Genomic DNA, 26,751 nt, shown 5'->3' with positions numbered 1-26,751 from the left:
ACCAATCATGGGATGTATGAGACGCTAGCACCGTGCGAACGGATGAGCAGGACGAAGCGCTGACCGGCGAATCGGGACCCGGGCGGGCGCCCGCCGTTGCGGGTGGAGCCCTGCTGGCCGTCGCCGTCGTCCTGACCGCACTGAACCTGCGCCCCGCCGTCACCAGCGTGGCCCCGCTGCTCGGCGACATGCGTGACGAGCTCGGCACCTCGGCCACCTGGGCCGGTCTGCTGACCACCATGCCGGGGCTGTGCTTCGCCGCTGCCGGCCTGACCGCACCTCGGCTGGCGCGACGCTTCGGCCCGGGCCACGTCATCTCGATGGCGCTGGTGGTGCTGACCGCGGGGCTGGCGCTGCGCGCGGTCGACGGCCCGATCACGGTGATCGGTGCGACGCTGCTGGCGTGTGCGGGCATCGCGCTGGTCAACGTGCTGATCCCGGTGGTCATCAAGGGATCGTTCCCGGCCAGGGTCGGCCTGATGACCGGCATCTACACCGCCGCGCTGCAGGGCGGCGGCGCGCTTGGCTCGGCCGTCACCCCCGGCCTGGAAGACCCCCTCGGCGGCTGGCGCGGCGCCCTGGCGGCGTGGGCCGTGATCGCCCTGATCGCGCTGATCGCGTGGGCGCCCGCGGCCTGGCGGCACCGCGGGTCGTGGACCACCTCGGACGTGCCGAGCGGGCAACGCCGGTCGCTGCTGCGCAACCGGCTGGCCTGGATCGTCACGCTGTTCTTCGGCTGCCAGGCCTTCATGGCCTACATCGTGATGGGGTGGCTGCCGCAGATCTTCATCGACAACGGCGTCGGCAAGGTCGAGGCCGGCCTCCTCGTCGGCCTGGTGTCCCTCATCGGCGTGCCGGTCGCCCTGATCATCTCGCCGCTGGCGGCCCGCTCGGCCAGCCAGAGCGGCTGGATCGTCGGCCTCGGTGTGCTCGGCTTCGGCGGCGCGCTCGGCCTGCTGTTCGCGCCGGCCGCGGCCCCGTTCGTCTGGAGCGTGCTGATCGGCGTCGGGATGAGCGCCTTCTCGCTGGCCCTCACGGTCATCGCGCTGCGCGCCCGCACCACCGAGGACACCGCTCAACTGTCGGGAATGGCGCAGGGCTTCGGCTACCTGTTCGCCGGCACCGGTCCGTTCCTGTTCGGCGTCCTGCACGACCTCTCCGAGAACTGGACCATCCCGTTCGTCATGTTCCTGGTGGTGTACGTCGTGCAGATCGGCGCCGGCGCGGCCGCCGGTCGCGCACGCTACGTCTGACCTTCGGGCAACTACGGTGGTCTGGTGGCCGCCCCGGACATCCAGCACACCATCGACGCGGTGTGGCGGATGGAGGCGGCCAAGATCGTGGCCACGCTGACGCGCATGGTCGCCGACGTCGGGCTGGCCGAGGACCTGGCCGCCGATGCCCTGGTGGATGCCCTCGAGCAGTGGCCGACGACGGGGGTGCCGCGCAACGCGGGCGCCTGGCTGGTGACCGTGGCCAAGCGCAGGGCCATCGACCAGTGGCGCCGTCAGGAGAGCCTCCACGCCAAGTACGCCGCACTGGCCCGCGACTCGCCGCTTGACGCCGAGGACGGCTGGGACCCCGACCGCATCGACGACGACGTGTTGCGGCTGATCTTCATCAGCACCCACCCGGTGCTGGCGCGGGAGAACCAGATCGCCCTGACCCTGCGCGTGGTCGGCGGACTGAGCACCGACGAGATCGCCCAGGCGTTCCTGGTGCCGAAGGCGACCATCGCGGCCAGGATCACCCGCGCCAAGCGCACGTTGAGCGAGGCCGACGTCGCCTTCGAGGTGCCCGGCCCCGAGGAGTACCCGCACCGGTTGTCCGCCGTGCTCGCCGTGATCTACCTGATCTACAACGAGGGGTACTCCGCGTCGTCGGGCCAGCGTTGGATCCGGGACGAACTGTGCACGGAGGCATTGCGACTGGGCCGCGTGCTCGCCGCGCTGACCCCCGACGAGGCCGAGGTCCACGGTCTGGTGGCACTGATGGAGTTGCAGTCATCTCGGTTCGCCGCCCGCACCGGTCCCGACGGACGACCCGTCACGCTGGAGGACCAGGACCGAACACGGTGGGACCAGGCTCAGATCCGGCGCGGCACGGCGGCGTTGGAACGGGCGGCACGGACGTTGCGTCGCAAGGGACTTGGCTGGGGACCGTACGCGCTGCAGGCCGCGCTGGCCGAATGCCATGCCGCCGCCCCGACCGCGGCCGACACCGACTGGGCACGCATCGTCGCGCTGTACGACGGTCTGCTGACGATCGCGCCGTCCCCCGTCGTCGAGCTCAACCGCGCGGTGGCCGTCGCGATGCGGTCGGGGGCTGCCGACGGGCTGGCGATCGTCGACCGGATCGACGGTCTTGCCACGTCCTATCTGCTGCCGAGCGTACGCGGTGAACTATTGTCCCGGCTTGGGCGAGATGCCGAAGCTGCCGTCGAATTCGAGAGGGCCGCAACCATGGTGACCAACGATCGAGAGCGTGCCGTCCTCGACGCCAAAGCCGTCCAGGCGCGCCCGTGACCATCCGCGCAGTGTTGTTCGACTTCTCCGGCACCCTGTTCCGGCTCGAGGAGGACGACGCCTGGTTCGCCGGCATCACCGTCGACGAGAAGACCGTCGACGGCCACGTCCAGGCCGAGCTGATGCGCCGGCTCACCGCACCGACCGGACGTTCGGTTCAGATGAACGACGAGCAGTACCACAACTGGATCAACCGCGACCTACAACCGAGCCTGCACCGCGAGGCGTACCTGCACGTGCTGCGCGAGTCGGGACTGACCGACGAGCACGCCGAGAAGCTCTACCCGGTCCTGGTCGAACCGGCCAGCTGGACCGCCTACCCGGATACCGCGACGGTGCTCGCCGGCCTGCACGAGCAGGGCATCAAGACCGCCATCGTCTCCAACATCGCCTTCGACCTGCGGCCCGCCCTCGCCATGATCGGAGCCGACCGCTTCGTCGATGAATTCGTGCTGTCCTTCGAAGTCGGTGCGGTGAAACCGAATCCAGAGATCTTCCAGATCGCCGTCGACCGACTCGGGGTCACCGCGACCGAGGCGCTGATGGTCGGTGACAGTGAGGAGGCCGACGGCGGCGCCCGCGCGATCGGCTGCCAGTTCGCGCTCGTCGACCCGATCCCCACCGCCGAGCGCCCGGCCGGTTTGCTCGCAGCGCTCCGCGGGGCGGGAGTCGCGGTTTAGGCTGACGGCCATGCCGACCCCGACCCCCGACGATCGGGACGTCACCCCACCCTGGTGGCTCAAGCCGATGAACAAGGTCTTCATGGCGGTGATGAAGCTCGGCCTGCCCATCGACGGCCCCGTGGTGCTCACCGTGGCCGGCCGCACGTCCGGCCAACCCCGCCCGACCCCGATCACGCCGATGGTGGTCGACGGGAAGCGTTACGTCGTTGGCGGATTCCCCAACGCCGACTGGGTGAAGAACCTGCGCGCGGCGGGCGAGGCCACCCTGACCCAGGGCCGCGAGACGCAGCCCGTGCACGTCGTGGAGATGTCGGCCGAGGAGGCCAGGCCGCTGCTGCGCCAGTTCCCCGTGCTGGTACCGACGGGTGTCGGTTTCATGAAGCGGTCCGGCCTGGTCACCGAGGGCACCCCCGAGGAGTTCGAGGCGCTGGCCGGGCGCTGCCCGGTGTTCCGATTCGACCCGCGGTGAACGGTGCGGAGCCCGCTCTACGGACACCCGAGCCGCCCGCTCTAGAGTCAACTGGATGAGCGCCGACAACCCGTTCGACCCGACCGTGTGGCAGCCCGTGGCGGGTTTCGAGTTCACCGACATCACCTACCACCGCCATGTCCCGGACGGCCCCGGCGGCGCAGCGAAGCCGACGGTGCGCATCGCCTTCGACCGGCCCGAGGTGCGCAACGCCTTCCGGCCGCACACCGTCGACGAGCTGTACCGGGCCCTCGACCATGCCCGCATGTCACCCGACGTGGGCGTCATCCTGCTCACGGGCAACGGGCCGTCGGCCAAGGACGGCGGTTGGGCGTTCTGCTCCGGTGGCGACCAGCGCATCCGGGGCCGCACCGGCTACCAGTACGCCGCAGGCGAGACCGCCGACACCGTCGATCCCGCACTTGCCGGCCGGCTGCACATCCTGGAGGTGCAGCGCTTGATCCGGTTCATGCCCAAGCCCGTCATCTGTCTGGTCAACGGTTGGGCGGCTGGCGGCGGGCACAGCCTGCACGTGGTGTGCGATCTGACGCTGGCCAGCCGGGAACACGCCCGGTTCAAGCAGACCGACGCCGACGTCGGCAGCTTCGACGGTGGTTACGGCAGTGCGTATCTCGCGAGGCAGGTGGGTCAGAAGTTCGCCCGCGAGATCTTCTTCCTCGGCCGGCCATACACCGCCGAGCAGATGCAGGCGATGGGCGCGGTCAACGAGGTCGTCGACCACGCCGACCTGGAGACCGTCGCGCTGCAGTGGGCCGAGGAGATCAACGGCAAGTCGCCGCAGGCGATTCGGATGTTGAAGTTCGCGTTCAACCTGCTCGACGACGGGCTTGCCGGTCAGCAGGTCTTCGCCGGTGAGGCGACACGGCTGGCGTACATGACCGACGAGGCGGTCGAGGGCCGGGATGCCTTCCTGGAGAAGCGAGATCCCGACTGGTCGCGGTTCCCCCGCTACTTCTGAACCCATCATGGCCGAGAAGATCGACGAGCACTTCACCTCGACGGTCGCCGCATGGCCGGACCCGGTGGCGCCCGGCCTCGGCGATGACGAGCCGATCGAGGCGGGATCGGACCTGACGGTCCGCGACGTACTCGGCCTCTTCGACTCCCAGCTGGGGAGCCGGCACCTTGACCTGGCCGCGAGGTGGTTGCGCTCGCGCGGCAAGGGCTTCTACACGATCGGTTCGTCGGGCCACGAGTCGAACGCCATCGTCGCCGCCGCCCTGCGAAGCACCGATCCTGCTCTGCTGCACTACCGTTCGGGCGGCTTCTTCCTCGAACGCGCCCGCCGGGCGGCGCCGGGGACGGTCACCGACCCACTGCGCGACGTCCTGCTCGGCGTCTGCGCGGCGACCGAGGACCCGATCAGCGGCGGCCGGCACAAGGTGTTCGGCAGCCACGCCCTCGACGTCATTCCGCAGACCTCGACGATCGCCTCGCATCTCCCGCGCGCCGTAGGCGTGGCCTTCTCCATCGGCCGGGCCGCCAAGCTGGGCATCGGCACCCCGTGGCCGCGCGACGCCGTCACGGTCACCAGCATGGGCGACGCCTCGGCCAACCACTCCACCGCCGTGGGCGCGATCAACACCGCCACCCATGCCGCCTATCAGGGCCTCCCGCTGCCACTGCTGATCGTCTGCGAGGACAACGGCATCGGCATCAGCACCAGGACGCCGGCGGGATGGATCGCGGCGAACTTCGACAATCGAAGGGGGCTGGAATACTTCGCGGCCGACGGCGCCGATCCGGTGGGCAGCCACGCCATCGCCACCGCAGCCGTCGACTGGGTGCGCCGGCACCGCAAGCCAGCGTTCCTGCATCTGCGCACGGTGCGGTTGATGGGCCATGCCGGCTCAGACGTGGAGGCCGCCTATCGAAGCCCGGCCGAGATCGCGGGTGACTACGACCGCGACCCCGTGCTCGCCACGGCCCGGCTACTGGTCGAGCGCGCCGGCATGTCACCCCGACGGGTGCTGGAACGTTACGAGGCCAAGCGCGCCGAGGTGCTCGACATCGCCGCGCGCGTCGCCGAACTGCCGCAGCTGAACAGCGCCGCCGCCGTGCTACGCCCGCTGCGCGACGTGCTGGCCGAGGCGACGGCCGCGACACCCCCCGACGTCGTCGCGGGCTCGGAGCCACTGACCGTCGCGCAGGCGATCAACCGGGCCCTTGCCGACGTGCTCGACGAACATCCGGGAGCCCTGGTCTTCGGTGAGGACGTCGCGCGCAAGGGCGGGGTCTACGGCGTCACCCGGGGGCTGGTCCAAAAGGCCGGCGCCGCACGGGTCTTCGATACGGTCCTCGACGAACAGGCCATCCTCGGGCTGGCGCTGGGGGCCGGGGTGTCCGGCCTGCTGCCGATCCCCGAGATCCAATATCTGGCCTACCTGCACAACGCCGCCGACCAGATCCGCGGTGAGGGCGCCACCTTGCAGTTCTTCTCCAACCGGCAATACCGCAATCCGATGGTGGTGCGCATCGCGGGATACGGCTATCAGAAGGGCTTCGGCGGCCATTTCCACAACGACGACGCGATCGGCGCCCTGCGTGACGTCCCCGGCCTGGTGATCGCCTCGCCATCGCGGCCCGACGATGCGGCGGCGATGCTGCGTACCTGCGCGGCGGCGGCCCGCACTTCCGGTGCACTGTGTGTGTTCCTGGAACCCATTGCGCTGTACCACGTTCGGGATCTGCACCAGGACGGTGACGCGCAGTGGCTGGCCGCCTACCCGGCGCAGGCGGTGCCGATCGGCCGGGCCCGCACCCACGGCGAGGGCACCGACCTGACTCTGGTGACGTTCGGCAACGGCGTGCCGATGAGCCTGCGGGTGGCCCGCCGACTGGAACGGTCGGGCATCGCGGCGCGCGTCGTCGACATGCGCTGGCTGGCACCGCTCCCCATCGACGACGTGCTGCGCGAGGCCAACGCCACCGGCCGCACGCTGGTGGTCGACGAGACCAGGGCCACCGGTGGCGTATCCGAGGGCGTGGTCACGGCCCTGCTCGACCGGGGTTACCGAGGGCGGCTGGCCAGGGTCGCCAGCGCCGACAGCTTCATTCCCCTCGGCGATGCGGCGCTGAAAGTGCTGCTGTCCGAGGAGCGCATCGAGGCCGCGGCCCGTGAGCTGATGCGCTAGCCCGCAGCAGGGGCCGAAATCACGGCCCGCCCCGCCAATGTTCGATGCGATGGTGGTCGGGCGTGAAGCCGTGCTCGACGCCCCAGAGCACCGCCTGCGTGCGGCTGGCGACACCGATCTTGCGGTAGACGGTGCGGATGTAGGACTTGACGGTGTTCGGGCTGAGATAGGTCAGCGCTGCCACGTCGGCGTTGCTCTTGCCCTGGGTGATCAGGGCCAGGATCTCCGACTCGCGATCGCTGAGACCCTCGCCGCGACCCGGCCAGTCGAGGCCGACCGCGCTGCGGGTGCGGGGCGGGGCATCGCTGATGACGGTCTCCCCGGCGTGCACCGCCTCCAGCGCCGCGACCAGGTCACGGGCGGGCAACGTCTTGGACAGGTAACCGTGGGCGCCCTTCTGCCGAGCACTGTCGATGAGATCGGGGTGAAAGTTCCACGTGTACACCACGACTCGACGAGCTCGGGGGTTGGCCACCAGCACCGCGATCTCGTCGTGGTCGGACTCGGGCTGGGCGAACGAGTCGTACAGCACGATGTCGACGGCGTCGGACACCGACTCGTTCGCATCGAGCTCGGCGACCACCACCCGGTCCCGATACCGGTCGAACATGTTGGCCACGCCCATCAGCACCACGTCGTAGTCGTCGACGAGTGCAACCGTGATCGGCCTCTCGGATGCGGGCACAGGCCTGAGATTACCTACCTAGGGGTGTACCGACACCCCCCTTAGGGGTGAAGGCTGAAAGAGCGCCGGACAACCGCCCGGCCGCATCGATCCCCGCGCCGCAGGCGCGGTCGATCAGAAGGGAACGCCATGATCATTCTCGGAATCATCCTGCTCATCGCCGGATTCCTGCTCAAGATCTCGATCCTGTGGACCATCGGGATCATCCTCGTGGTCGTCGGCCTCGTGCTGACCCTGCTGGGCTCGATGGGACGCGCGGTCGGCGGCCGACGCACCTACTACTAGTCATCCGTCGGCGGTACCGGTGAACGGCGGCGATGGCATTGGCCGCCGTTCACCGCGTGGACGGGAATTGATCGGGCTGCCCCCGGCGTCGGGCACGCCCTGCCGGAACGCCACGATCAGGTTGGCGTAGAACTTCGGTGGCGCTCCTCACCTCGATCGGATTGCGAAATTACCAGCGCCGCTGGTGCACCGGCCCCGGATTCGACGCGCTAACGTTCGGTTGGGCGACACAGTCAGCTCGCCGGCGTCGCAGAGGGGGCGGGTCATCGAAGCCACACTGACCAGGTGGGCCATCGCCACCCTCGGCCTGCTGGCAATCCTCGTCGCCACCATCTGGCCGTGGTACACCGCGCAATCGGTGAACGGGTCGGCGGCCATGGCGGGCTGGGGGCACTGGGCGGCGACGGGTGACCTCGGCGCCAGCCTGCGCCCGCTGCCGCTGGCACTCGTCACGTACGCATCCGCCGGGGCGATGATCGCAAGCGCCGTGCGCGCGCACTTCGGCGTCGCGGTCGTCGGGGCGATGGTCACCCTCGCCAGCGCGATCCTGCCCGTGCTGGTGATGCGCGCCGTGGATCGGCACGTGCCGGGCAGTGGATCGGTGGCGGTCGACGTCGCGACGGGTCCGCAGGTGCTCCTCGGATTGGGGCTGGCCGCCACGATCGTCTGCTGGATCGGCTACGCCCGGTGCGTACTTCGAGCGGCCCCGCGGGCATCGGCGTGACCACCCTGAACGCGGTGTACCTCGACGCGGGTGACGTCATCCTGCGCAAGGCACGCGACGAGGACCGCCGCTCGATCATCGAGCACGTCGCCGACCCCGAGGTGCGCGCGCATCTCGGCGGCCCGCAGCCGCGCGCCGCGGTCGCTCGCGACCTCGACGAGGCGGGCGTCGCCGCCGTCACGGGTTCGCCCGGTTCCTACGTGATCGCCGACAAGACCACCGACGCCTTCATCGGAACGGTGTCACTGACCAGGCGCGGCGTCCACCACCCCGGTCACCTCGCCCCCGCGGGCGAGGAACTGGAGCTCGCGTACACGCTCGACCGTCGCCTCTGGGGCCGCGGGCTCGCGTACCGCGCGACCAGCGCGGTGCTGTCCGCCGCGGCCACCGAACTGCCGGACGAACCCGTCATCATCGTCACTCGAAGCACCAACGCCCGATCGCTGAACCTGGCCCGCCGGCTGGGCTTCGTACCCGCCATGACCTTCGAGGAGTACGGCCAACCGCAGACCCTGGCCGTGGCGAGGCTGCATGACTTCCTGCCCGCCGCCGCCACCTAAGCTCGACGACCGTGAGCAGAAACCCGCTGCGCCGCCTTGCCGACACCCTGTTGCTGGCCAGCATGCGCCCTCCACTGACCGCACGACTGCTGCAACCCGGGCCCGACGTCGAGGTGGCCGGCAAGCGCATCCTGGTCACCGGTGCGTCCTCCGGCATCGGCGAGGCCGCAGCCGTGAAGTTGGCCCGCGAGGGTGCCGACGTCATCCTGGTGGCCCGCCGGGGCGAACTGCTCGACGCCGTGGTGCAGCGAATCGTCGCCGAGGGCGGCCGGGCAACCGCGTACGCCTGCGACCTGTCCGACCTCGACGAGGTCGATGCCTTGATCGCTGCCGTCGACGACTACTTCGGCGGGGTCGACGTGCTGATCAACAACGCCGGACGCTCCATCCGGCGACCGCTGGCCGAGTCCCTGGAACGCTGGCACGACGTCGAGCGGACGATCGCGTTGAACTACTACGCCCCGCTGCGGCTCGTCCGCGGCTTCGCCCCCGGGATGCGCGAACGCGGCGACGGGCACGTCGTCAACGTCTCGACGTGGGGCGTGATGACCGAATCGCAGCCGCTGTTCGCGGTGTACAACGCCTCCAAGTCCGCACTCACCGCGGTGAGCCGCGTCATCGAGACCGAGTGGGGTGCCGACGGCGTGCACTCCACGACGCTGTTCTATCCCCTGGTGAAGACGCCGATGATCGCCCCGACGCGGGCCTTCGACGGGTTGCCGGGCCTGTCCGCCGAGGAGGCGGCCGACTGGATGCTCACCGCCGTGCGGTGCCGGCCGGTGCGCATCGCTCCGCGGATGGCCGTCACCGCGGCGGCGATGAACAGCGTGGCTCCCGCCGCGGTGGACGCCTTCATCACCCGGCAGGGCGTGCAGCCGTCCAGCTAGCGCCCCACTCTGTGTTAGAACCGATGGTATGGAGATCTTGGCCAGCCGGATGCTGTTCCGGCCGGCGGACTACCAACGCTCGCTGACGTTCTACCGCGACGCCATCGGTCTGGCCATCGCCCGCGAGTACGGCTCGGGCACGGTGTTCTACGCCGGACAGTCCCTCGTCGAGCTGGCCGGCCACGGCGGCGGATCATCGTCGGCGCCACCGTTTCCCGGGGCGCTGTGGCTGCAGGTGCGTGACGTCTACGCCACCCAGACCGAACTCGAGAGCCGCGGCGTCGACATCGCGAGGCCGGCCAGCCAGGAGCCGTGGGGATTGCACGAGATGCACGTGAACGACCCCGACGGGGTCACGCTGATCTTCGTGCAGGTGCCCGACACCCACCCGCTGCGGCGCGACGCCCGAACATGAGACATCCCCCCGGCTCCGAAGAGCAGAGGGGATGTTCGGGTACGACGTCTCAGCGCGCGGGCGCTGCCAACGGCCAGCCCACCGAGGCCAGCCGAGCCGAGACCTGGTGGATCTCCTCGGGATTGGGTTCCTTGTCGATGACGTCCTGAATCGCCGCGCGGACCTGCTCCTCGGTGACGGCCTCGGCGTCAGCCGTGCGCAGGATCGACTTGGCCGCCGCGACGACCTCCTCCTCCGACAGCGAGCGCTTCAGCAGCGCCAGCAGCGGAAAGTAATCCTTGGGCGGAACGCCATCCGGGTAGCCCGCGTTGAGCCAGTGAACGACGTTGTCGAAGAGTGACTTGTTCTCGGTCATGGTCTGCTCAGCTCACTTCTTGAAACCGAAGAAGGGGTCGAAGCCCGTGTGGTGGATGATCGTGGACCTGGTGATCCAGAGCAGCGCGACGAAGATCACGAACCCGACGATCACGAAGAGCAGCAGGCCCAGCGACCGCAGCACCGGGTTGGGGCTGTCGATCGTGCCGTCGGCCTCGGCGCCACCGACGCCCGCCGAGTAGGACCGCAGCCCGATGGCGAAGACGGCAGGCAGGCCGGCGCCCAGGATCAGCCCGACGACCAGGACCGTCAGGAGCGGAATCACATAGGTGTGCATCAGTGGTTCTTTCCGATTGCAGGGAGTGGCTGGATGGGACCGCGCATCAGACGGCGGCCTTGGGCGCTTCGGCCTTGGCGGCGTCGGCCGGGACCACGGAGTTGGTGGCGTCGTCCCAATCGGCGTTGACGTTGTTGTGGTCGACCTTCTGCTTCTGGGCGCGGAAGTACATGTAGCCCGAGAGACCGACGAGGATCAGGAAGATCAGGCCGTCACCGACGAGCTGGGTGGTGGCCCCGGCGACGAAGTGCGAGATCCAGAACGCGATCGCACCGACGACGGCCGCGGCGGGAAGCGTGATCAGCCACGCTGCGGCCATGCGGCCGGCGACCGCCCACCGCACCTGAGCGCCGGGCTTGCCGACGCCGCTGCCGAGGATCGAGCCGGTCGCCACGTGGGTGGTCGACAGGGCCATGCCGGCGGCGCTGGAGCTGAGGATGATCGCGGCCGACGACGCCTCGGCGGCCAGCCCCTGGGGCGACTCGATCTCGACGAGACCCTTGCCCAGCGTGCGGATGACGCGCCAGCCACCGATGTAGGTGCCGAGGCCGATGGCCAGCGCACAGCTGAAGATGATCCAGAACGGCAGGCCGTCCTTCTTCACGTCGCCGGTCAGATGGCCGGTGGTGATGAGCGCCAGCGCGATCACGCCCATGGTCTTCTGCGCGTCGTTGGTGCCGTGTGACAGGGCGACCAGTGAGGCGGTGGCGATCTGGCCCCAGCGGAAGCCGTCCTCGCGGCGCTTCTTCTCGACGTTGCGGGTGAGTCGGTACACCAGCCAGGTTCCGCACGCGGCGACGAGGCCGGCGATGAAGGGTGCGGCGACGGCGGGGACGAGCACCTTGCTGATGACGCCGGTCCAGTTGACCCCGGCCATGCCGATCGCGGCGATGCCCGCACCGATCAGCCCGCCGAACAGGGCGTGCGAGGAGCTCGACGGGATGCCGAACAGCCAGGTCAGCAGATTCCAGAGGATGCCGCCGATCAGGCCGGCGAAGATGATGGTCAGTCCCACCGATTGGTCGATGGACGGGACTAGGGCTCCGGTCTTGCTGTCCTGGATCTTCAGCACCGAGGTGGTGACGGTGACGGCCACCTCGACCGAGAGGAACGCGCCGACGAGGTTCAAGACGCCGGCGAGGAGCACAGCGGTCTTGGGCTTGAGGGCGCCGGTCGCGATCGACGTGGCCATGGCGTTGCCGGTGTCGTGGAAGCCATTGGTGAAGTCGAACGCCAACGCGGTGACGATCAACAGCACGAGAATGATCATGGTTGTGCTCATGGGTACAGATTGTGGGGCTAGGCATGGCATTTTGACCAGTTGCCATGGGTCCCAAACTTGCCCCTCACCTGGCCTTTCTTCTCATCCTGAGAGCTGTTCATCCACTGTTCACCCAGAGGGCGGCGCGCGTTAGCCGGCCGCGCCGAAGCATCGCTCCGGAGGCGGTGCCGACCAACCATCGAGCCGGGGACGCCACTACCATCGATTCGTCGAGCACCGAGGCGGTCCGCCCGCCGTAGGGGGAAGTTGACGCAGTGAACACATTTCTCGCCAAGATCGTCGCCTGGATCACCGCCGGGTATCCCGAGGGCGTACCCGGCCCGGACCGGGTGCCGCTCATGTCCCTGCTGAATCGACGGCTCAGCAACGACGAGGTCAAGGCCGTCGCCCAGGAGCTGATGAATCGCGGGGAATTCGACCTGATCGACATCGGCGTGCTCATCACCCAGATGACCGACGAGCTCCCGCAGGAGTCCGACGTCGAGCGCGTGCGCGAGCGGCTGGCCACCAAGGGTTGGCCACTCGACGATCCACGCGACGGCCTCGAGAACGGCGGGTCCGCCCCGACCGACGATGGCGAGGACTCCGCATAGCCTCCCTGCGCGCGGTGGTCATCCCGCAGGTCCCCTCCCCCGAGCCGCTGCTGGCCGTGCTCGCCGGTGTGCTCGATGGCCGCGAGTCGGCGATCCTTCCGGTGCCCGCGGACGTCCAGTCCGCCGAGCTGCTGACGACGTCGCTGGGTATCGGCGAGCGCATCGACGACGACGTGGCGGTCGTGGTGACCACGTCGGGAACCACGGGGGTTCCCAAGGGCGCCATGCTCACCGCGCCCGCGTTGATCGCCAGCGCCTCGGCCACCCACGACCGGATCGGCGGCCCGGGCAACTGGCTGCTCGCCTTGCCCGCCTATCACGTCGCCGGGCTGCAGGTGATGGTGCGCAGCCTGCTGGCGGGAACGGTCCCGATCGCCGTCGACCCCAGCTTCGACGTCGGCGAATTACCCGCTGCCATCGAGGCCTTGGGCACCGGTCCGCGCTACGCCTCGCTGGTCGCAGTCCAGCTGGCCAAGGCGCTCGGGGACCCGGCGGCCACGGCTGCGCTGGCCGAACTCGACGCCGTCCTGATCGGTGGCGGTCCGATGCCGACGACCGTGGCCGAGGCGGCGGCCGAGGCGGGGATCTCCGTGGTGCGCACCTACGGCATGAGCGAGACGGCTGGCGGCTGCGTGTACGACGGGGTGCCGCTCGACGGCGTGCGGGTGTGCCTGGACGACGGTCGCGTCGTCCTCGGCGGGGACACGTTGGCCAAGGGGTACCGGCACCCGACGGAGCCCGACCCGTTCAAGGAGCCCGGCTGGTTCCGCACCGATGACATTGGCGCCGTTGACGATTCGGGCGTCCTGCGCATTCTGGGCCGGGTCGACGACGGCATCGGCACCGGTGGCCTCACCGTGTTGCCCCAACTGGTCGAGGCCGCCATCGGCACCCACCCCGCGATCGCCGACTGCGCGGTGTTCGGCGTGAGCGACGACCGGCTGGGCCAGCGCGTCGTCGCCGCGATCGTCCTGGCGGCCGGGACGGAAGCGCCGTCGCTGGCCGAGCTGCGCTCACACGTCGAACGGACCCTCGAACCCACGGCCGCTCCGCGCGAGCTGCACGTCGTCGCCGATCTGCCCCGCCGCGGCATCGGCAAGCTGGACCGAAGAGCACTCGCGGCGCGGTTCGACACCGGAGCATGATGGACTCGTGTCGCGCGAAGTCACCACCGTCGAGGACCTGCGTGCGATCGTCGGCCACCCCGTGGCCTCGGTCGCCAACAAGGTGAAGCCCTGCCTCTCCGAGGCCCAACGGGACTGGTTGGCCCACTCTCCACTGGGATTCGTCGCCACCACCGACGCCGACGGCCGCGTCGACGTGTCACCCAAGGGTGACCCACCCGGCTTCGTCCACGTCGTCGACGACACCACCATCGCGATACCCGAGCGGCCTGGCAACAAGCGGGTGGACGGTTTCCTCAACGTCCTGCAGCGGCCGCGCGTTGGCACGGTGTTCCTGATCCCCGGGCGCGGGGACACGCTGCGCATCAACGGCACCGCCAAGATCATGGCCGACGCACCCTACTTCGATGCCATGCGGGTGGACGGCAAACGCCCGATCCTGGCACTCGAAGTCGCCGTCGAGGAAGTGTTCTTCCACTGCGCCAAGGCGTTTCTGCGCTCGGATGCCTGGAAGCCGGAGACATGGAATCCCACCGCGGTGCCAAGCGTCGCGCGGTTGGCCAAGGCCTACAAACCCGACCTCAGCGAAGCAGAACTCGACGAGTACTACGCCGAGGAGAACCTGCGCCGGATCCTGTATTAGAAGTCGATGAGACTGCGAGGTTTGGAATTGACCGTTCAGGTAATTCCCTCAGCGGCAGTTTCAATCGCTCCTACGGATCGGATCTTGATCATGATCGTCCTCGGCATCATCCTCCTCTTGATCGGGTACTTCGCCGGTATCTCGATCCTCTACACGATCGGCGGGATCCTCGTCGTCGTCGGCGTCATCCTGTGGATCCTCGGCGCCGTCGGTCGCCCGGTCGGTGGCCGAAAAGTTTGGTTCTAGCGCGTTAGCGCTGACGCGAATTCCTTCGTGACCCCCGCCGCGGCACGCGACGACCAGTCGGTCAGTCCACTGGTTCGCAGTGCCGCGGCGTGGTCGTGGCGGCTGCTGGTCATCCTGGCAGCCGCCATCGTCACGTTCGAGATACTCGCGCGGTTGGCCGTCGTCTTCGTGCCGGTGGCCCTGGCCCTGCTCGCCACCGCGCTCCTGCTTCCGGCGGTCGACTTCCTCGACCGCTACGGTGCCGCCCGCGGTGGTGCCGTCGCCTTCGTCCTCGTCCTGGGCATCGCCGTCTTCAGCGGAATCCTGGCCTTCGTGGTCAACCAATTCATCGAGGGCGCACCCGATCTGGTGGACCAGGTCGAACGCAGCGTCGACAGCACCCGAGACTGGTTGGTCCGCGGGCCGCTGCACCTACGGTCGGATCAGATCACCAGCGCCACCGATTCGGCGGTCAACGCCCTGCGCAGTCACCAGACGCAGCTGACCACCGGAGCGCTCTCGACGGCCGGCACCCTCGTCGAGATCCTCACCGGCGCCCTGCTCTGCCTGTTCACCGTCATCTTCTTCCTCCTCGGCGGCCGCAGCATCTGGCGCTTCGTCACCCAGATCGTGCCGCCCGAGCACCGCGCCCGCGTGCACGAAGCCGGCACCGCGGGATTCCACTCCCTGGCCGGCTACGCACGCGCCACGACCCTGGTCGCGCTCGTCGACGCCGTCGCCATCGGCAGCGGGCTGGCCGTGATGGGCATCCCGCTAGCCCTGCCACTGGCGTCGATCATCTTCCTTGGCGCGTTCGTCCCGCTGGTGGGCGCGTTGGTCACCGGCTTCCTCGCCGTCGTCGTCGCGCTGCTGGCCAAGGGCTTCATCTACGCATTGATCACGCTGGGGCTGATCGTCGCCGTGATGCAACTGGAGGCACACGTCCTGCAACCCCTGGTGATGGGCCGCGCGGTGTCGATCCATCCGCTGGGCGTCGTGCTCGGGCTGGCCGCCGGTGGCGTGCTGGCCGGCATCGTCGGCGCCCTGCTGGCCGTCCCGACCATCGCCTTCGTCAACAGCTTCGTGCGCGTGCTGTCCGCGCGAGATCCCGAGGCCCGCAACGAGGCTCTCAAGGCACAGGACGGCCCGCTGCTCGATGCACCGGCCGACGAGGACGCCCGGCCGGTAACCTAGTCCGGCTGCCCGCCCCGCGCGTCGAGCTGACGCAGCACGCCGTCGACGATCGTCGGGTCGTTGCCGGATTCGGCTCGCGCCGTGACGATCTCCTCCCGCGCCGAGGCCAGGATCTGAGCCTTCACGGAGTTGACGGTGGCGGCGTGGTCGGCATTGCGGTGGCGCGACGGCGGCCCCAAGGGCCACCCCCGCGACGATCGGCAACCCCGGTACGACCGCGCTGACCACCGCACCGACCGCGAAGGCAGTGACACCCACCAGCGCGACTGCCAGCAGCCCGATCGCCCGCCGGTTGTCCAGGAACTGGCGCCACGACGTACGGCGTGCCGCCGCGAACAGCAGCGGCGGAAGCACCAGCGGCAGAATCCAATCCGGGTCCATCGCCGGTACGGACAACCCGGGGAGCAGGCCCAACGCCAGCCCGAGGCCAAGGAGCAGGACGGGGTAGGGCACGGTGATGCGCTCGGCCAGCGGCGCCAACAGGACGGTCGCCAAGATGAGGACCAGGACCAGCGTCACGGCTGCCGCTCACCCCTGCTGGCGACGGGACCGCTGCTAGCGGGCGGCATCGGCAGCATCCTTCTCGCTGTCCGTGCCCTCGTTGGACAGCTCGCCGCCCGAGTTCTCCAGATGGGCGCGGACGAACCACTGGAACTTCTCGAGCTCGCGGGCGTGACCGATGAGCATGTCCTGCGAGACCGGGTCGAGGTCGTCGAGCGTCTGGATGGCCGCCCGGGTGTCGGCCACCACGCCGTCGTAGACGAGGTCGAGTGCGCCGAGGTGCGCCAGCACGGTGTCGCGGCCCACGGAGTAGTCGTCCCAGGTGCGGTCGGCGACGATGGCGCCGGGAGTGCCCTGCGGTGACGCCCCGAGCGCGGCGATCCGCTCGGCCGCCTCGTCGGCGTATCCCCTGACCAGCTCCACCTGGGGGTCGATCATCTCGTGCACGCCGATGAACGACGGTCCGACCACGTTCCAGTGCACGTGCTTGAGCGTCAGGTGCAGGTCGTTGTAGGTGCTCAGCTGCTTCTGCAGCAGTTCCGCGATGCGGCGGCCGTCATCGGCGCTCAGACCGGGGATGGTGAAGTGTGCCATCACCTGCACATACCCGGCTACGCAACCCGCAATCCGAGAAGCGCGTCTCGGTGCCGTGCCGTGCGGTGCACGCTCGCTTCGCGGTGGGCGCTCGTTTCCCGGTGCGCGCACCGGGTAGATGCCTTGAGACGGCGCCCAGCCCACGCGCCTGCCAGTCCACCGGAGGTACGCATGACCGACCACACCATTTCGAGCGCCGACGACGTCGTCACCTATCTCAAGGGGCAGCACGAGGCCATCCGGGCGCTCTTCGTCGAGACGCTCGACGCCAAGACCACCGAGACGCAGCAGGAGGCGTTCACCCGGTTGCGCACCATGCTCGCGGTGCACGAGACCGCCGAGGAGATGATGGTGCATCCCCGCATCCGGCGAAAGATCGACGGCGGTGCCGCCATCGTCGACGCCCGCCTCACCGAGGAGCACGACGCCAAGGTGGCACTTGGCAAGCTGGAGAAGATTCCTTGCGGCACGGCTGATTTCAGCAAGGAGCTGATCCACCTGCAGGCCGCCGTGCTCGAGCACGCCGAGCGCGAGGAAGCCGACGAGTTCACCCTGCTCGAACAGCACCTGGACGCGGAGGAACTCGCGAGCCTGGCCACCGCGGTACGCGTCGCCGAGCGCATCGCGCCGACCCATCCCCACGCGGGTGTCGAGTCGGCCTTCGTCAACTTCGCGGTCGGCCCCTTCGTCTCACTGCTCGACCGGGCCCGCGACGCGCTGCGCGGCGACGCCGCCTGAACCGGGCCGGGCCGGAATAAACGGCCCGGGTGGCGCCTTGCCCTCTGCGAGACCCCCAGTCGAGGAGAGTGCCCATGGCCCAGACATCCGAGGCCACGGTGGCCGTCAGCCGCGTGACCGTCCACAGTGCACGACCGTTCGACGACGTGGTCGCGGCCGTCTACGCCGGTTTGGGTCGGGTCGACGACTTCGCGGCCGAGGTGCGCCGGTGGAACGCCGCGAGCGACGCCGCGGAGTTCGAGGCCATCGTGGCCGCCGAGAGCGGCAGCAGTGGTCTCATCGAGTTCCTGTCGCTGGATCTCGGGGCCGCGCTGTCCAAGCGCGATCCGGCCCACGCCGTTCGCCTGCTGCGCATCATCGCGGGCAACCCGGTGACGATGAGCAAGATGGCCGCCACCGTGCCCGACGTGGGGTCCTACGCGCCGGTCACCATCCTGATCGCCGAACGCCCAGAGGGCACGACGCTGTCCTATGACCGGGTCGCCAGCGAGATAGCGCCGTATGGGAGTGCGGAGGCCTCCACGGTTGCCGCCGCACTGGACGACGCGGTCGTGGCGCTGCTGCAGCACGCCGCGGGCTGACCCGTCAGCGAATCGTCACCGCGACCCCTCGGACCGGCCCCCTAGGGTGGGTAGGCGTGAAGTCTGCCCGCCGTGACGCGATCGCGGCCCTGCTGGCGGTGCTCCTGGTGGCCGCAGCGTTCGTCGTTCCCCATCTGCACCTCGGCATCGTCACCCCTCTGATCAACAGCACCGCCCGGCAGATTCAGATGTACGCCGAGGCCGCGCCCATCTTCGGCTGGTGGGACGCGCACGTCGGATGGGGCACCGTCCCGGCGGCCGTGATCGGTCTGGGGATCGCGCTGTGGGGTCCTGCGGTGGCCCGCCGGCTGCCGTGGCGGGCGCTCCCGTGGGTGACGTGGGCGGTGTCGGCGGCATGGGCCTTCTCGCTGGCGATGATCGACGGCTGGCAACTGGGCTTCGCCCACCGGCTGGCCACTCCCAACGAATACCTGCGCCAGGTGCCGTCGGTCACCGACATCCCCTACGCGCTGCGCACCTTCTCCTCGAGAATCCTCGACTTCCAACCTGATTCGTGGATCACCCACGTGTCGGGTCATCCGCCCGGAGCGCTGCTGACGTTCGTGTGGCTTGATCGGATCGGGCTGGGCGGGGGCACCTGGGCGGCGGTGCTGTGCTGGTTGGTCGGCTCGAGCGCCGCCGCGGCCATCGTCGTGACGGCGAAGGTGCTCTCGGGTGAGGACCTGGCGCGCCGCGCGGCCCCGTTCGTGGCCGTCGCCCCGACGGCGATCTGGATCGCGGTGTCCGCCGACGGGTACTTCGCGGGCGTGGCCGCATGGGGGCTGGCCCTGTTGGCGTTGGCCGTTCGGGCCTCGGCTCGCCCGGCGATCCTGGCGGGGCTCGGGTCCGGGCTACTCCTGGGCTGGGCGATCTTCCTCAACTACGGGCTTGGCCTGATAGCGCTGCCCGCGGTGGCGGTGCTGTTGGCCGCCAGCGACGTTCGCGGGGCGCTACGGGCGCTGGTGCCCGCCGTCGTCGCCGCCCTGGCCGTGGTTGGGGTGTTCGCGCTGGCCGGTTACTGGTGGTTCGACGGTTACACCCTGGTGCAGCAACGCTACTGGCAGGGCATTGCGGCGAACCGGCCGTTCCAGTACTGGGCGTGGGCCAATTTCGCCTCGGTGGTTTGCGCGGTGGGGCTTGGCACCGTGGCCGGGGTGTCGCGGGCGTTCGACCTGCCGTCGATCAGGGCGCGCTCGGGGTTGCACCTGGTGATCCTGGCGGCGCTGCTGGCCATCGTGTGCGCCGATCTCAGCATGCTCAGCAAAGCCGAGGTCGAGCGGATCTGGCTGCCCTACACGGTGTGGCTGACCGCCGCGGGCGCCCTCCTACCGCCGCGTGCACACCGATTCTGGCTGGCCCTCAACGTCGTTGGCGCACTGGCTCTCAACCACCTGATACTGACCAACTGGTAGCGGCGCGGCACTAGGCGGCGACGAGACTGGCCAACACCCGTTCCCCGACGGGCGTGACGGACTTGACCGCGAGCCCGACCTCCTTGGCCAGGTGCTTGGCGCAGTCGATGCCCACCGAGGCCCACTTGAACCAGGGTCCCACGGTCGTGGTCGACTCCAGCCGCACCCACCGGGACTGCACCCCGCTGATGGCGGGATCGAACTCCGCGACGCAGTGCCCGCCGACGCGCATCAACTCACCGGCTCGCCGGAGCACCCGGGCCGGGTCACCCCCGAGACCGACGTTGCCGTCGGCCAGCAGCACCGTGCCCCAGCGGCCCATCCCGGGCAATCGCTCGAACACGTCGCGTCGCAGCGCGGGAGCGCCACTGCGGCGGGCCATCTCGACGGCCGTCTGCGACTGGTCCACCCCGAGCGCGGGAATGCCGCGCTTGGTCAGATGGGCCACGAAACGTCCTGGACCACAACCGAGGTCGATCGTCGGGCCCTTGCACAGGTCGAGCACCGCCTCGTCGAAGGCCTTGTCCAGACGACGGCCGCCCGGCAACCAGCTGTGCACCGGAAGACCCTCGATGCTGCCGTCGTCGTAGCGGATCCAACATCGCTCACCCGTGAGCGCCTCGTCGTACAGATTACCCAGCACGTCCCACCTCCAGCGCCAGGGTGACCTGACGAAATCGACTGTCCGGCGAGCATTCCCGACGAACTACCTCGATGTCGTCGACGGTGTCGACATCGGCAAGTTCGGTGGCCGGGGCCACCTCGATCCCCGTGCCGCGCAGCGCGGCCAGCGTCAGCTCACCAGTTCGGGTGGTCGACATCGGCACGGCGCGAAGGCATTCGGCCGTATCGGGGTCGGTGACGCCGAGCACCCACCAGCCTCCGTCGGCGGCTATGCCCAGCACCGCATCGCTGGAGGTCAGCGCGCGGGCGCACTCCGCCAGCAGAGCGGCGGACACCTGCGGGGTGTCCATGCCGATCTGCAGGACGGGCAGACCGCCGGCTGCAGCGGATGCGTCGGCGTGGGCATTGGCGAGCCGGTCACCGAAGTCGTCGCCGCGCTGGGGAACCACGGTGAAGTCGGCCAACCGGCGCCGAATCTGCGCGGCCTGACTGGCGGCGGACAGGTCACCGGTCATCGCGACGACGCGAGCGGCGACCGGCGCGGCCGCGACGGCATCGAGGGTGTCCAGCAGGGCGGCGGCCGCGACGTCCGCGGCACCTGCGTCTCCGACCGTCGCGGCCAGCCGGGTCTTCGCCAGGCCGGGGACCGGCGCCTTGGCGACCACCAGCACGGCAACGGGCAGCTCTTCGGTCACGAGATCACTCGCCAAAAGTCCAGCACCGCAAAGAAACTCCCACGTACCGAGCCACTGACCTTCGACTTGCCACCGGTCCGGTCACCATAGGTGACGTCGTGCTCGGCAATCACCCAGTGCGCAGCGGCAGCTCGCACCAGCAATTCCAGCGGATACCCAGATCTACGATCGGCCACACCCAGCTCGACCAAGGCGTCCCGCCGGGCGACCCGCATGGGCGCGATGTCGTGCACCCCGATGCCGTGCCGCTGACGAAGCCGCCAGCACACCACCTGGGTACCCAGTCGCGCATGCCACGGCCATCCGACTCCCGGCAGCGGACGCCGGCGCCCCACCGCCATGTCGGCGCCGCGATCGAGTTCGGCCACCAGCTTGGGCAGTTCCCGAGGATCCAACGACCCGTCGCCGTCGAGGACCGCCACGACGGGGGTGTCGGCTGCCAGCACCCCGGCGTGCACCGCGGCGCCGTAACCGGGCCGCGATTCCTCGACCACCCGAGCGCCGCCGCGACGCGCCACCTCGGCCGTGCCGTCGCTACTGCCGTTGTCCACCACCAGCGCGGTGTATCCCGACGGGAGCCGGGCCAGCACTCCCGGCAGGGATTCCGCCTCGTTCAGACATGGCAGCACCACCGTCACCGAAGAGGGATCCACGCATCAGAGGCTAGTCACCCCCGCAGGCCGACCGCCTCCTGAGAGCTGACGATTCAATGACGTCGGTGCAGGTAAGACGATGGACACCGGTGGACGGACGGTTAGGGTGGGACGTTGTGACCCGAGTGCTGATCGCCGACGACGACAACGTCGTTCGCGACGTCGTGCGCCGGTACCTCGAACGCGACGGCCTTGACGTCTCCGTCGCCCACGACGGCAACCAGGCCCTGCATCTGCTGGGATCCGAGCAGATCGACGTCGCCATCCTCGACGTGATGATGCCTGGACCCGACGGGCTGGCCCTGTGCCGGGTGCTGCGCCAGCGCGGCGGATACGCGGTGCCGGTCATCCTGCTGACCGCACTGGGCGAGGAGGACGACCGCATCGCCGGCCTCGAGGCGGGCGCGGACGACTACCTCGTCAAACCGTTCAGCCCCCGCGAGCTCGCACTGCGGGTGCGTTCGGTGCTACGCCGCGCCCCGTCGGCGGCCGGCGCCCCTTCGGTGGCCGTGACGGTCGGCGACCTCACCGTGTCGGCTGCGTCCCGTTCGGCCACCATCAAGGGTGAACCCATCAGTCTCACCAACCGCGAATTCGACTTGCTGCTGTTCTTCCTCACCCACACCGGCGTCGTCTTCACCCGCGAAGAGCTGCTGAAGATGGTGTGGCAGTGGGATTTCGGCGATCTCTCCACGGTCACCGTGCACGTCAAGCGGCTGCGATCCAAGCTCGGCGATCAACATCGCGTGCAGACCGTCTGGGGGCGGGGCTACATGTGGAGCGAGGAGCGGGATGCCCACTGACATCTGGGAGATCGTCGGCATCTCGCTGGCGTGCTCGGTGCCGGTGGTGGCGGTCGGCGCAGTCGTGATCCGGTTGGCCCGGTCGTGGTCGCTGACGCTGAGCATGGTGCTGCTGGTGCTGATTCCCACCATCGCCACCTTCACTGGCGTCCTGGGCGCGAGCGGCTTCATGCTCTCGCAGCGGTTCGAGAGCGTCATCGTGGTGCTGGTGATCGTCTCGGTGGTCACGATTCCGGCGGCCATCATGCTGGCCCGCTACCAGGCCAGGCGCACGGTGTGGGAGCAGCAGATCCGTGAATCCGAGGAGACCGCCGAGCAGTCGCGCCGGCAGCTGGTGGCCTTCGTCAGCCATGACCTGCGCACACCGCTGGCCGGCATTCGGGCCGTCGCCGAGGCCATCGCCGACGGCGTCGTCGAACCTGACGAGGTCATCCTGCACGCCAAGCACATCGAGCACGAGACCATCCGGCTCTCCGAGATGGTCGACGACCTGTTCGAGATGTCGAAGATCAACGCCGGCGCCGTCCAGCCCGCCTACGACAAGGTGGCCCTCGACGAGGTAGTCGACGACGTGGTCTCGGCGCACCGGATCGCCGCCGAGCGCGCCGGCGTCGCCCTGCACGCCAGGGTGCCCGCCAAACCGGTCGGGGTGATCGGCAGCGATCGGGCGCTGGTGCGGGTGCTGTCCAACCTGGTCGCCAACGCCATCGCCCACACCCCGGAGGGCGGCACCGTCGAACTGGCCATCGGCTCCGACGGGCAGGGCGCATGGGCCAGGGTCGACGACACCGGCGTCGGCATCAACGAGGCCGACCTGGCCCGCGTGTTCGACGTCGCCTACCGCGGCTCCAACGGCCGGGTGCCCCGCGAGGATTCGTCGCTGCCGAGCGGTTCCGGGTTGGGGCTGGCCATCGCCGCCGGCCTGGTGCACGCCCACCACGGCACCGTCTCGGCCTACAACCTGGAGAACGGCGCACGCTTCGAGGTGCGCCTACCGCTGGCCGGCGAGGAATAACCGCACCCCTTCTCGAGGCTAGTCAGGCAGGGAGTTGCTCAGCCGTTGGGTGGCCGCGACGTAGTCCTCGATGAACTCCAGCACCACGTCGCGGGCGGGCTTGACCCGGTTCATCAGCCCGACGCCCTGGCCGACGAAGTACGTCGCAAGCTCCTGAGCGCCGGGGTGGCCCTGCTCGGCCAGCCTGTCGATGCGCCGCAGCGTGGGTTCGACCAGCATCGACTGCAGCGGCAGCGGCAGCGGAGTCCGGCCGCCGGGGTTCGGCGCCCATGCGTCGGTCCAGTCCGAGACCAGTTGGCGCGACGGTTTGCCCGTGCGTCCCGCCGAGCGGATGGTGTCGCGGGAGGTGGCCGCCAGCATCTTCTGCTTGGTGTGCGGGGCGGTCTCGGCCTCCTCGGTGGTCAGCCACACCGATCCCGTCCAGGCGCCGGCAGCGCCCATCGCCACGCAAGCCGCCATCTGCCGGCCGGTGACGATTCCGCCGGCCGCCAGCACCGGGATGTCGCTGCCGATCTCGGCGAGGGCGTCGAGCACCTCGGGCACCAGGACCAACGTGGACACCTCGCCGCAGTGGCCGCCGGCCTCGGTGCCTTGGGCGATGATCAGGTCGACGCCGGCGGCGGCCTGCTTGAGGGCGTGCTCGCGGGCACCCACCAACGCAGCCACCGGGACACCGGAGGACCGACCCGCCTCGATCATGTACGGCGGCGGCACACCGAGTGCGTTGGCCATCAACTTGATCGGGTGCCGCAGTGCGACTTCGAGCAACGCCTGGCCGGTGTCGCCGGACAGGCCGCTGCCGCCGACGCGTCGCTTCTGGTCGTCGGGAATGTCGTGGGCGGCCAGCAATTCGTCGACGAACCTCCGGTACTCGTCGGGAATGCGATCGACCAGCGCACCCGCCGCGAGCTTCTCACCCTTGCCCTCGAACTTGGCGGGCACGATGATGTCGACGCCGTAGGGCTTGCCCCTGACCTGCTCGTCGATCCAGGCGAGTTCGTGCTCCAGACCCTCCGGGGTGTACGCGGTTCCACCGAGCACGCCGAGTCCGCCGGCGTTGGTCACCGCGGCCACGACGTCGCGGCAGTGGCTGAAGGCGAACAGGGGAAAGTCGATGCCGTACTGCTCGCAGATCGGGGTCGTCACCGAATCAGTATTACTTGACGGGTGTCAATCGCCAAGGATCACCCCCGCAGCGGCGCGAACGCGAAGTCCCGAAGGCCGTCGTCGGGGTCGACGGCCGCACGGAAGCCCAGCACCGCGGCCGCGGCCGCGGGATCTGCGACGATGTGCCTCACGTCGCCGCTGCGGTACTGGCCGGTGACCACTGGCGGCTGACCGCCGCGGGCGGCGCAGATCCTCGTCGCGACGTCCATGATCGAGATGGGCCGCCCCGAGCACACGTTGAACGCGGCGAAACCGTCCGTCTCGGCCTGCACGGCCGCCACGTTGACCGCCGCCACGTCGTCGACGTGGACGAAGTCACGCATCTGGCCGCCATCTTCGAATACCCTTGGCGGCTCGCCCCTTTCGATGGCCGACCGGAAGATGGCGGCCACCCCGGAATACGGCGTGTCGCGCGGCATCATCGGACCGTAGACGTTGTGGTAGCGCAGCGCGACGACCGAACCGCCCGTCGCCTCGGCCCACGCCAGCGCGTAATGCTCCTGTGCGGTCTTGCTCGCCGCGTACAGACTGCGCGGTCGCAGTGCAGCGTCCTCTCCCACCAGCCGCCAGGCCAGTTCCTCGCCGCCGATCGGGCAGCGGTGTTCGAAGACCCCGGCATCCAGATCGGACCGCCTGCGGGGCAGCGGATCGACGTGACCGTGCACCGGGCAGTCGTAACCGCCCTGGCCGTACACCACCATCGACGAGGCCAGCACCAGCCGGCGGCAGCCCGCGGCGAACATCTCGGCCAGCAGCACCGTGGTGCCGAAGTCGTTGTGGCTGCCGTAATTCGGCGCGTCGGAGGCATTCACTCCAGCCCCGACCACTGCGGCCTGATGGCAGACCACGTCGACGCCGGGCAGCAGCGCGGCCAGGCCGGCGGTGTCCCGGACGTCGACCTCGAGCACGTCCGCAGGCGGGGTGACGTCGTTCCCATGGGCGGCAATGAGCATCGCGTCGATCTTGACCACCTCGTGGCCCGCCGCGGTCAGCGCCGCGCAGACCCTGGTGCCGATGAAGCCGGCGGCGCCGGTGACTAGGACCTTCACGGCAGCTCGATCGGCAGGGTGACGCCCTCGTGCGGCTGGCAGTGCGTGCAGGTGCGTTCCTCGGCCGCGTCGGCCGCACTCTCCAGGGCCTCGCGCACCAGCTGCTTGAACGGCACCATGTTCCTCTCGAATTCGGCGAATACGTCCACTGCCCGCACCCCCGCTCCCGCCTCGATGCCCGCGTCCAGATCGGTCACCAATGCGATTGCGGCATAACACATCTCGAGTTCACGGGCGAGTACGGCCTCGGGATATCCGGTCATGTTGACCAGCGTGAAGCCCTGCGCGGCGAACCACCGGCTCTCCGCCCGCGTGGAGAACCGCGGGCCCTGGATCACCACCATGGTGCCGCCGTCGACCACGCCGGGCAGCTCGGTGGCGGCCGCCCGCAGCGTCGGGCAGTACGGATCGGCGAATCCGACGTGGATGCCGCCGGAGTCGAAGTACGTGTCCGCCCGCGCACTGGTGCGGTCGACGAGCTGATCCGGCACCACCATCGAGCCCGGACCGAGCTCGGGGGTAAGGCTGCCGACCGCGCACGGAGCGAAGACGCGTCGCACGCCGAGCGCGCGCAACGCCCACATGTTCGCCCGGTACGGCACCGAATGCGGCGAGAACTGGTGGTTGGCCCCGTGCCGCGGCAGGAACGCCACCTCGTGGCGGCCGACCCGACCGACGGTGATGGCCCCGCTCGGTGCGCCATAGGGGGTATCGACGCTGATGCTGCGGGCATCCTTGTCGAAGAACGTATAGAAGCCGCTACCGCCGATCACTGCTAGCACCAGCCCATTGTCTCCGCACGGCCCCGTCGGCCCGAC

The 26,751-nt window shown here is 69.5% G+C and carries 33 protein-coding genes and 1 pseudogene; 21 read left to right on the top strand and 13 right to left on the bottom strand.

Annotation, left to right across the window (positions count from 1 at the left end; translation table 11 throughout):
• Window positions 1-32 precede the first annotated feature (32 nt).
• From SBI80_RS23425 to SBI80_RS23400, 6 genes are all read left to right on the top strand, one after another.
• Window positions 33-1,253 carry a CynX/NimT family MFS transporter gene (locus SBI80_RS23425; protein WP_413232787.1) on the top strand — a complete coding sequence of 407 codons (1,221 nt, stop codon included), beginning with the start codon at window positions 33-35 and terminating at the stop codon, window positions 1,251-1,253.
• Between the two features lie 69 nt (window positions 1,254-1,322).
• Window positions 1,323-2,525, top strand: coding sequence for an RNA polymerase sigma factor (locus SBI80_RS23420; RefSeq protein ID WP_318977247.1), 1,203 nt, complete (start codon window positions 1,323-1,325; stop codon window positions 2,523-2,525).
• Window positions 2,522-3,205 (top strand): HAD family hydrolase, encoded by a 684-nt coding sequence (locus tag SBI80_RS23415; protein ID WP_318977225.1) that lies wholly within the window; start codon window positions 2,522-2,524, stop codon window positions 3,203-3,205. The genes SBI80_RS23420 and SBI80_RS23415 overlap by 4 nt, the downstream gene beginning before the upstream one ends.
• Before the next feature lie 10 nt (window positions 3,206-3,215).
• Window positions 3,216-3,677 carry a nitroreductase family deazaflavin-dependent oxidoreductase gene (locus SBI80_RS23410; RefSeq protein ID WP_318977224.1) on the top strand — a complete coding sequence of 154 codons (462 nt, stop codon included), beginning with the start codon at window positions 3,216-3,218 and terminating at the stop codon, window positions 3,675-3,677.
• A 55-nt stretch (window positions 3,678-3,732) separates the two neighbouring features.
• Window positions 3,733-4,656 (top strand): 1,4-dihydroxy-2-naphthoyl-CoA synthase, encoded by a 924-nt coding sequence (locus tag SBI80_RS23405; RefSeq protein ID WP_318977223.1) that lies wholly within the window; start codon window positions 3,733-3,735, stop codon window positions 4,654-4,656.
• A gap of 7 nt (window positions 4,657-4,663) precedes the next feature.
• On the top strand, window positions 4,664-6,832 hold the full coding sequence (locus SBI80_RS23400; protein WP_318977222.1) for a thiamine pyrophosphate-dependent enzyme: 2,169 nt from the start codon (window positions 4,664-4,666) through the stop codon (window positions 6,830-6,832).
• Window positions 6,833-6,851: 19 nt separating this feature from the next.
• Here the strand turns inward: SBI80_RS23400 and SBI80_RS23395 are convergent, their stop codons facing one another.
• Window positions 6,852-7,517, bottom strand: coding sequence for a LuxR C-terminal-related transcriptional regulator (locus SBI80_RS23395; RefSeq protein ID WP_318977221.1), 666 nt, complete (start codon window positions 7,515-7,517; stop codon window positions 6,852-6,854).
• Between the two features lie 129 nt (window positions 7,518-7,646).
• On the opposite strand from SBI80_RS23395, the gene SBI80_RS23390 reads away from it, so the two are divergent.
• The 5 genes from SBI80_RS23390 to SBI80_RS23370 all read left to right on the top strand — a co-directional run bounded on the left by SBI80_RS23390 (window position 7,647) and on the right by SBI80_RS23370 (window position 10,388).
• Window positions 7,647-7,802 carry a DUF6131 family protein gene (locus SBI80_RS23390; protein ID WP_318977220.1) on the top strand — a complete coding sequence of 52 codons (156 nt, stop codon included), beginning with the start codon at window positions 7,647-7,649 and terminating at the stop codon, window positions 7,800-7,802.
• Window positions 7,803-8,022: 220 nt separating this feature from the next.
• Complete coding sequence (locus SBI80_RS23385) at window positions 8,023-8,526, top strand: hypothetical protein (protein WP_318977219.1); 504 nt, start codon at window positions 8,023-8,025, stop codon at window positions 8,524-8,526.
• A complete protein-coding gene (locus SBI80_RS23380) occupies window positions 8,490-9,086 on the top strand; it encodes a GNAT family N-acetyltransferase (protein ID WP_318977218.1) in 597 nt (198 codons plus the stop codon). The genes SBI80_RS23385 and SBI80_RS23380 overlap by 37 nt, the downstream gene beginning before the upstream one ends.
• 11 nt (window positions 9,087-9,097) lie before the next feature.
• The gene (locus SBI80_RS23375) at window positions 9,098-9,973 is read left to right on the top strand and encodes an SDR family oxidoreductase (protein ID WP_318977217.1); all 876 of its coding nucleotides are present in this window, start codon (window positions 9,098-9,100) and stop codon (window positions 9,971-9,973) included.
• Window positions 9,974-10,001: 28 nt separating this feature from the next.
• Complete coding sequence (locus SBI80_RS23370) at window positions 10,002-10,388, top strand: VOC family protein (protein ID WP_318977216.1); 387 nt, start codon at window positions 10,002-10,004, stop codon at window positions 10,386-10,388.
• 49 nt (window positions 10,389-10,437) lie between these two features.
• Here the strand turns inward: SBI80_RS23370 and SBI80_RS23365 are convergent, their stop codons facing one another.
• The 3 genes from SBI80_RS23365 to SBI80_RS23355 are packed head-to-tail and all read right to left on the bottom strand — an operon-like array spanning window position 10,438 to window position 12,322.
• Window positions 10,438-10,743 carry a DUF3349 domain-containing protein gene (locus tag SBI80_RS23365; RefSeq protein ID WP_318977215.1) on the bottom strand — a complete coding sequence of 102 codons (306 nt, stop codon included), beginning with the start codon at window positions 10,741-10,743 and terminating at the stop codon, window positions 10,438-10,440.
• Between the two features lie 12 nt (window positions 10,744-10,755).
• The gene (locus SBI80_RS23360) at window positions 10,756-11,040 is read right to left on the bottom strand and encodes a hypothetical protein (protein ID WP_318977214.1); all 285 of its coding nucleotides are present in this window, start codon (window positions 11,038-11,040) and stop codon (window positions 10,756-10,758) included.
• Between the two features lie 46 nt (window positions 11,041-11,086).
• Window positions 11,087-12,322 carry an inorganic phosphate transporter gene (locus SBI80_RS23355; RefSeq protein WP_318977213.1) on the bottom strand — a complete coding sequence of 412 codons (1,236 nt, stop codon included), beginning with the start codon at window positions 12,320-12,322 and terminating at the stop codon, window positions 11,087-11,089.
• A 254-nt stretch (window positions 12,323-12,576) separates the two neighbouring features.
• Between SBI80_RS23355 and SBI80_RS23350 the strand changes: the two genes are divergently transcribed.
• The 5 genes from SBI80_RS23350 to SBI80_RS23330 all read left to right on the top strand — a co-directional run bounded on the left by SBI80_RS23350 (window position 12,577) and on the right by SBI80_RS23330 (window position 16,101).
• Window positions 12,577-12,915, top strand: a complete 339-nt coding sequence (locus tag SBI80_RS23350; RefSeq protein ID WP_318977212.1) for a DUF3349 domain-containing protein — start codon at window positions 12,577-12,579, stop codon at window positions 12,913-12,915.
• 14 nt (window positions 12,916-12,929) lie between these two features.
• The gene (menE, locus tag SBI80_RS23345) at window positions 12,930-14,060 is read left to right on the top strand and encodes an o-succinylbenzoate--CoA ligase (protein WP_318977211.1); all 1,131 of its coding nucleotides are present in this window, start codon (window positions 12,930-12,932) and stop codon (window positions 14,058-14,060) included.
• A 7-nt stretch (window positions 14,061-14,067) separates the two neighbouring features.
• Window positions 14,068-14,682, top strand: a complete 615-nt coding sequence (locus SBI80_RS23340; RefSeq protein ID WP_318977210.1) for a pyridoxamine 5'-phosphate oxidase family protein — start codon at window positions 14,068-14,070, stop codon at window positions 14,680-14,682.
• Between the two features lie 84 nt (window positions 14,683-14,766).
• On the top strand, window positions 14,767-14,928 hold the full coding sequence (locus SBI80_RS23335; RefSeq protein ID WP_318977249.1) for a hypothetical protein: 162 nt from the start codon (window positions 14,767-14,769) through the stop codon (window positions 14,926-14,928).
• Between the two features lie 27 nt (window positions 14,929-14,955).
• Window positions 14,956-16,101, top strand: a complete 1,146-nt coding sequence (locus SBI80_RS23330; RefSeq protein WP_318977209.1) for an AI-2E family transporter — start codon at window positions 14,956-14,958, stop codon at window positions 16,099-16,101.
• Here SBI80_RS23330 and SBI80_RS23325 read toward each other — a convergent pair.
• The 3 genes and pseudogenes from SBI80_RS23325 to SBI80_RS23315 form a co-directional block, all read right to left on the bottom strand.
• The gene (locus SBI80_RS23325) at window positions 16,098-16,226 is read right to left on the bottom strand and encodes a hypothetical protein (protein WP_318977208.1); all 129 of its coding nucleotides are present in this window, start codon (window positions 16,224-16,226) and stop codon (window positions 16,098-16,100) included. The genes SBI80_RS23330 and SBI80_RS23325 overlap by 4 nt on opposite strands.
• Before the next feature lie 49 nt (window positions 16,227-16,275).
• Window positions 16,276-16,620, bottom strand: a pseudogene (locus tag SBI80_RS23320) (cation:proton antiporter domain-containing protein); the annotation flags it as partial.
• A gap of 36 nt (window positions 16,621-16,656) precedes the next feature.
• Window positions 16,657-17,196, bottom strand: a complete 540-nt coding sequence (locus tag SBI80_RS23315) for a Dps family protein (RefSeq protein ID WP_318977207.1) — start codon at window positions 17,194-17,196, stop codon at window positions 16,657-16,659.
• A gap of 171 nt (window positions 17,197-17,367) precedes the next feature.
• Here SBI80_RS23315 and SBI80_RS23310 point away from each other — a divergent pair, with 171 nt between their 5' ends.
• From SBI80_RS23310 to SBI80_RS23300, 3 genes are all read left to right on the top strand, one after another.
• Entirely contained in the window at window positions 17,368-17,934 is a 567-nt protein-coding gene (locus SBI80_RS23310) for a hemerythrin domain-containing protein (protein WP_318977206.1), read from the top strand.
• A 74-nt stretch (window positions 17,935-18,008) separates the two neighbouring features.
• The gene (locus SBI80_RS23305; RefSeq protein WP_318977205.1) at window positions 18,009-18,515 is read left to right on the top strand and encodes a DUF302 domain-containing protein; all 507 of its coding nucleotides are present in this window, start codon (window positions 18,009-18,011) and stop codon (window positions 18,513-18,515) included.
• Window positions 18,516-18,571: 56 nt separating this feature from the next.
• Window positions 18,572-19,927: a hypothetical protein gene (locus tag SBI80_RS23300; protein ID WP_318977204.1), complete on the top strand. Its 1,356-nt coding sequence runs from the start codon at window positions 18,572-18,574 to the stop codon at window positions 19,925-19,927.
• A gap of 10 nt (window positions 19,928-19,937) precedes the next feature.
• Here the strand turns inward: SBI80_RS23300 and SBI80_RS23295 are convergent, their stop codons facing one another.
• From SBI80_RS23295 to SBI80_RS23285, 3 genes are read right to left on the bottom strand one after another with little or no spacing between them, the layout of a single operon-like run.
• On the bottom strand, window positions 19,938-20,570 hold the full coding sequence (locus SBI80_RS23295; RefSeq protein WP_318977203.1) for a methyltransferase domain-containing protein: 633 nt from the start codon (window positions 20,568-20,570) through the stop codon (window positions 19,938-19,940).
• Window positions 20,560-21,246: a TIGR04282 family arsenosugar biosynthesis glycosyltransferase gene (locus SBI80_RS23290; protein WP_318977202.1), complete on the bottom strand. Its 687-nt coding sequence runs from the start codon at window positions 21,244-21,246 to the stop codon at window positions 20,560-20,562. Before SBI80_RS23290 ends, SBI80_RS23295 begins: the two co-directional genes overlap by 11 nt.
• Window positions 21,243-21,899: a glycosyltransferase family 2 protein gene (locus SBI80_RS23285; protein ID WP_318977201.1), complete on the bottom strand. Its 657-nt coding sequence runs from the start codon at window positions 21,897-21,899 to the stop codon at window positions 21,243-21,245. The genes SBI80_RS23290 and SBI80_RS23285 overlap by 4 nt, the downstream gene beginning before the upstream one ends.
• A 116-nt stretch (window positions 21,900-22,015) precedes the next feature.
• Between SBI80_RS23285 and SBI80_RS23280 the strand changes: the two genes are divergently transcribed.
• Complete coding sequence (locus SBI80_RS23280; protein ID WP_318977200.1) at window positions 22,016-22,702, top strand: response regulator transcription factor; 687 nt, start codon at window positions 22,016-22,018, stop codon at window positions 22,700-22,702.
• Window positions 22,692-23,717, top strand: coding sequence for a sensor histidine kinase (locus SBI80_RS23275; protein ID WP_318977199.1), 1,026 nt, complete (start codon window positions 22,692-22,694; stop codon window positions 23,715-23,717). The genes SBI80_RS23280 and SBI80_RS23275 overlap by 11 nt, the downstream gene beginning before the upstream one ends.
• Window positions 23,718-23,735: 18 nt before the next feature.
• On the opposite strand, the gene SBI80_RS23270 is transcribed toward SBI80_RS23275, so the two are convergent.
• Genes SBI80_RS23270 through SBI80_RS23260 form a run of 3 tightly spaced genes read right to left on the bottom strand, consistent with a single transcriptional unit; the run spans window position 23,736 to window position 26,718 of the window.
• A complete protein-coding gene (locus SBI80_RS23270; protein WP_318977198.1) occupies window positions 23,736-24,863 on the bottom strand; it encodes an NAD(P)H-dependent flavin oxidoreductase in 1,128 nt (375 codons plus the stop codon).
• A gap of 38 nt (window positions 24,864-24,901) precedes the next feature.
• Complete coding sequence (locus SBI80_RS23265; RefSeq protein ID WP_318977197.1) at window positions 24,902-25,933, bottom strand: NAD-dependent epimerase/dehydratase family protein; 1,032 nt, start codon at window positions 25,931-25,933, stop codon at window positions 24,902-24,904.
• Window positions 25,930-26,718, bottom strand: coding sequence for an S-methyl-5'-thioadenosine phosphorylase (locus SBI80_RS23260; RefSeq protein ID WP_318977246.1), 789 nt, complete (start codon window positions 26,716-26,718; stop codon window positions 25,930-25,932). Before SBI80_RS23260 ends, SBI80_RS23265 begins: the two co-directional genes overlap by 4 nt.
• Window positions 26,719-26,751 lie beyond the last annotated feature (33 nt).

The sequence above is a fragment of the Mycolicibacterium sichuanense genome (assembly GCF_033741125.1).
GTDB lineage: Bacteria > Actinomycetota > Actinomycetes > Mycobacteriales > Mycobacteriaceae > Mycobacterium.
This window is presented reverse-complemented; position numbering and strand designations above follow the sequence as displayed.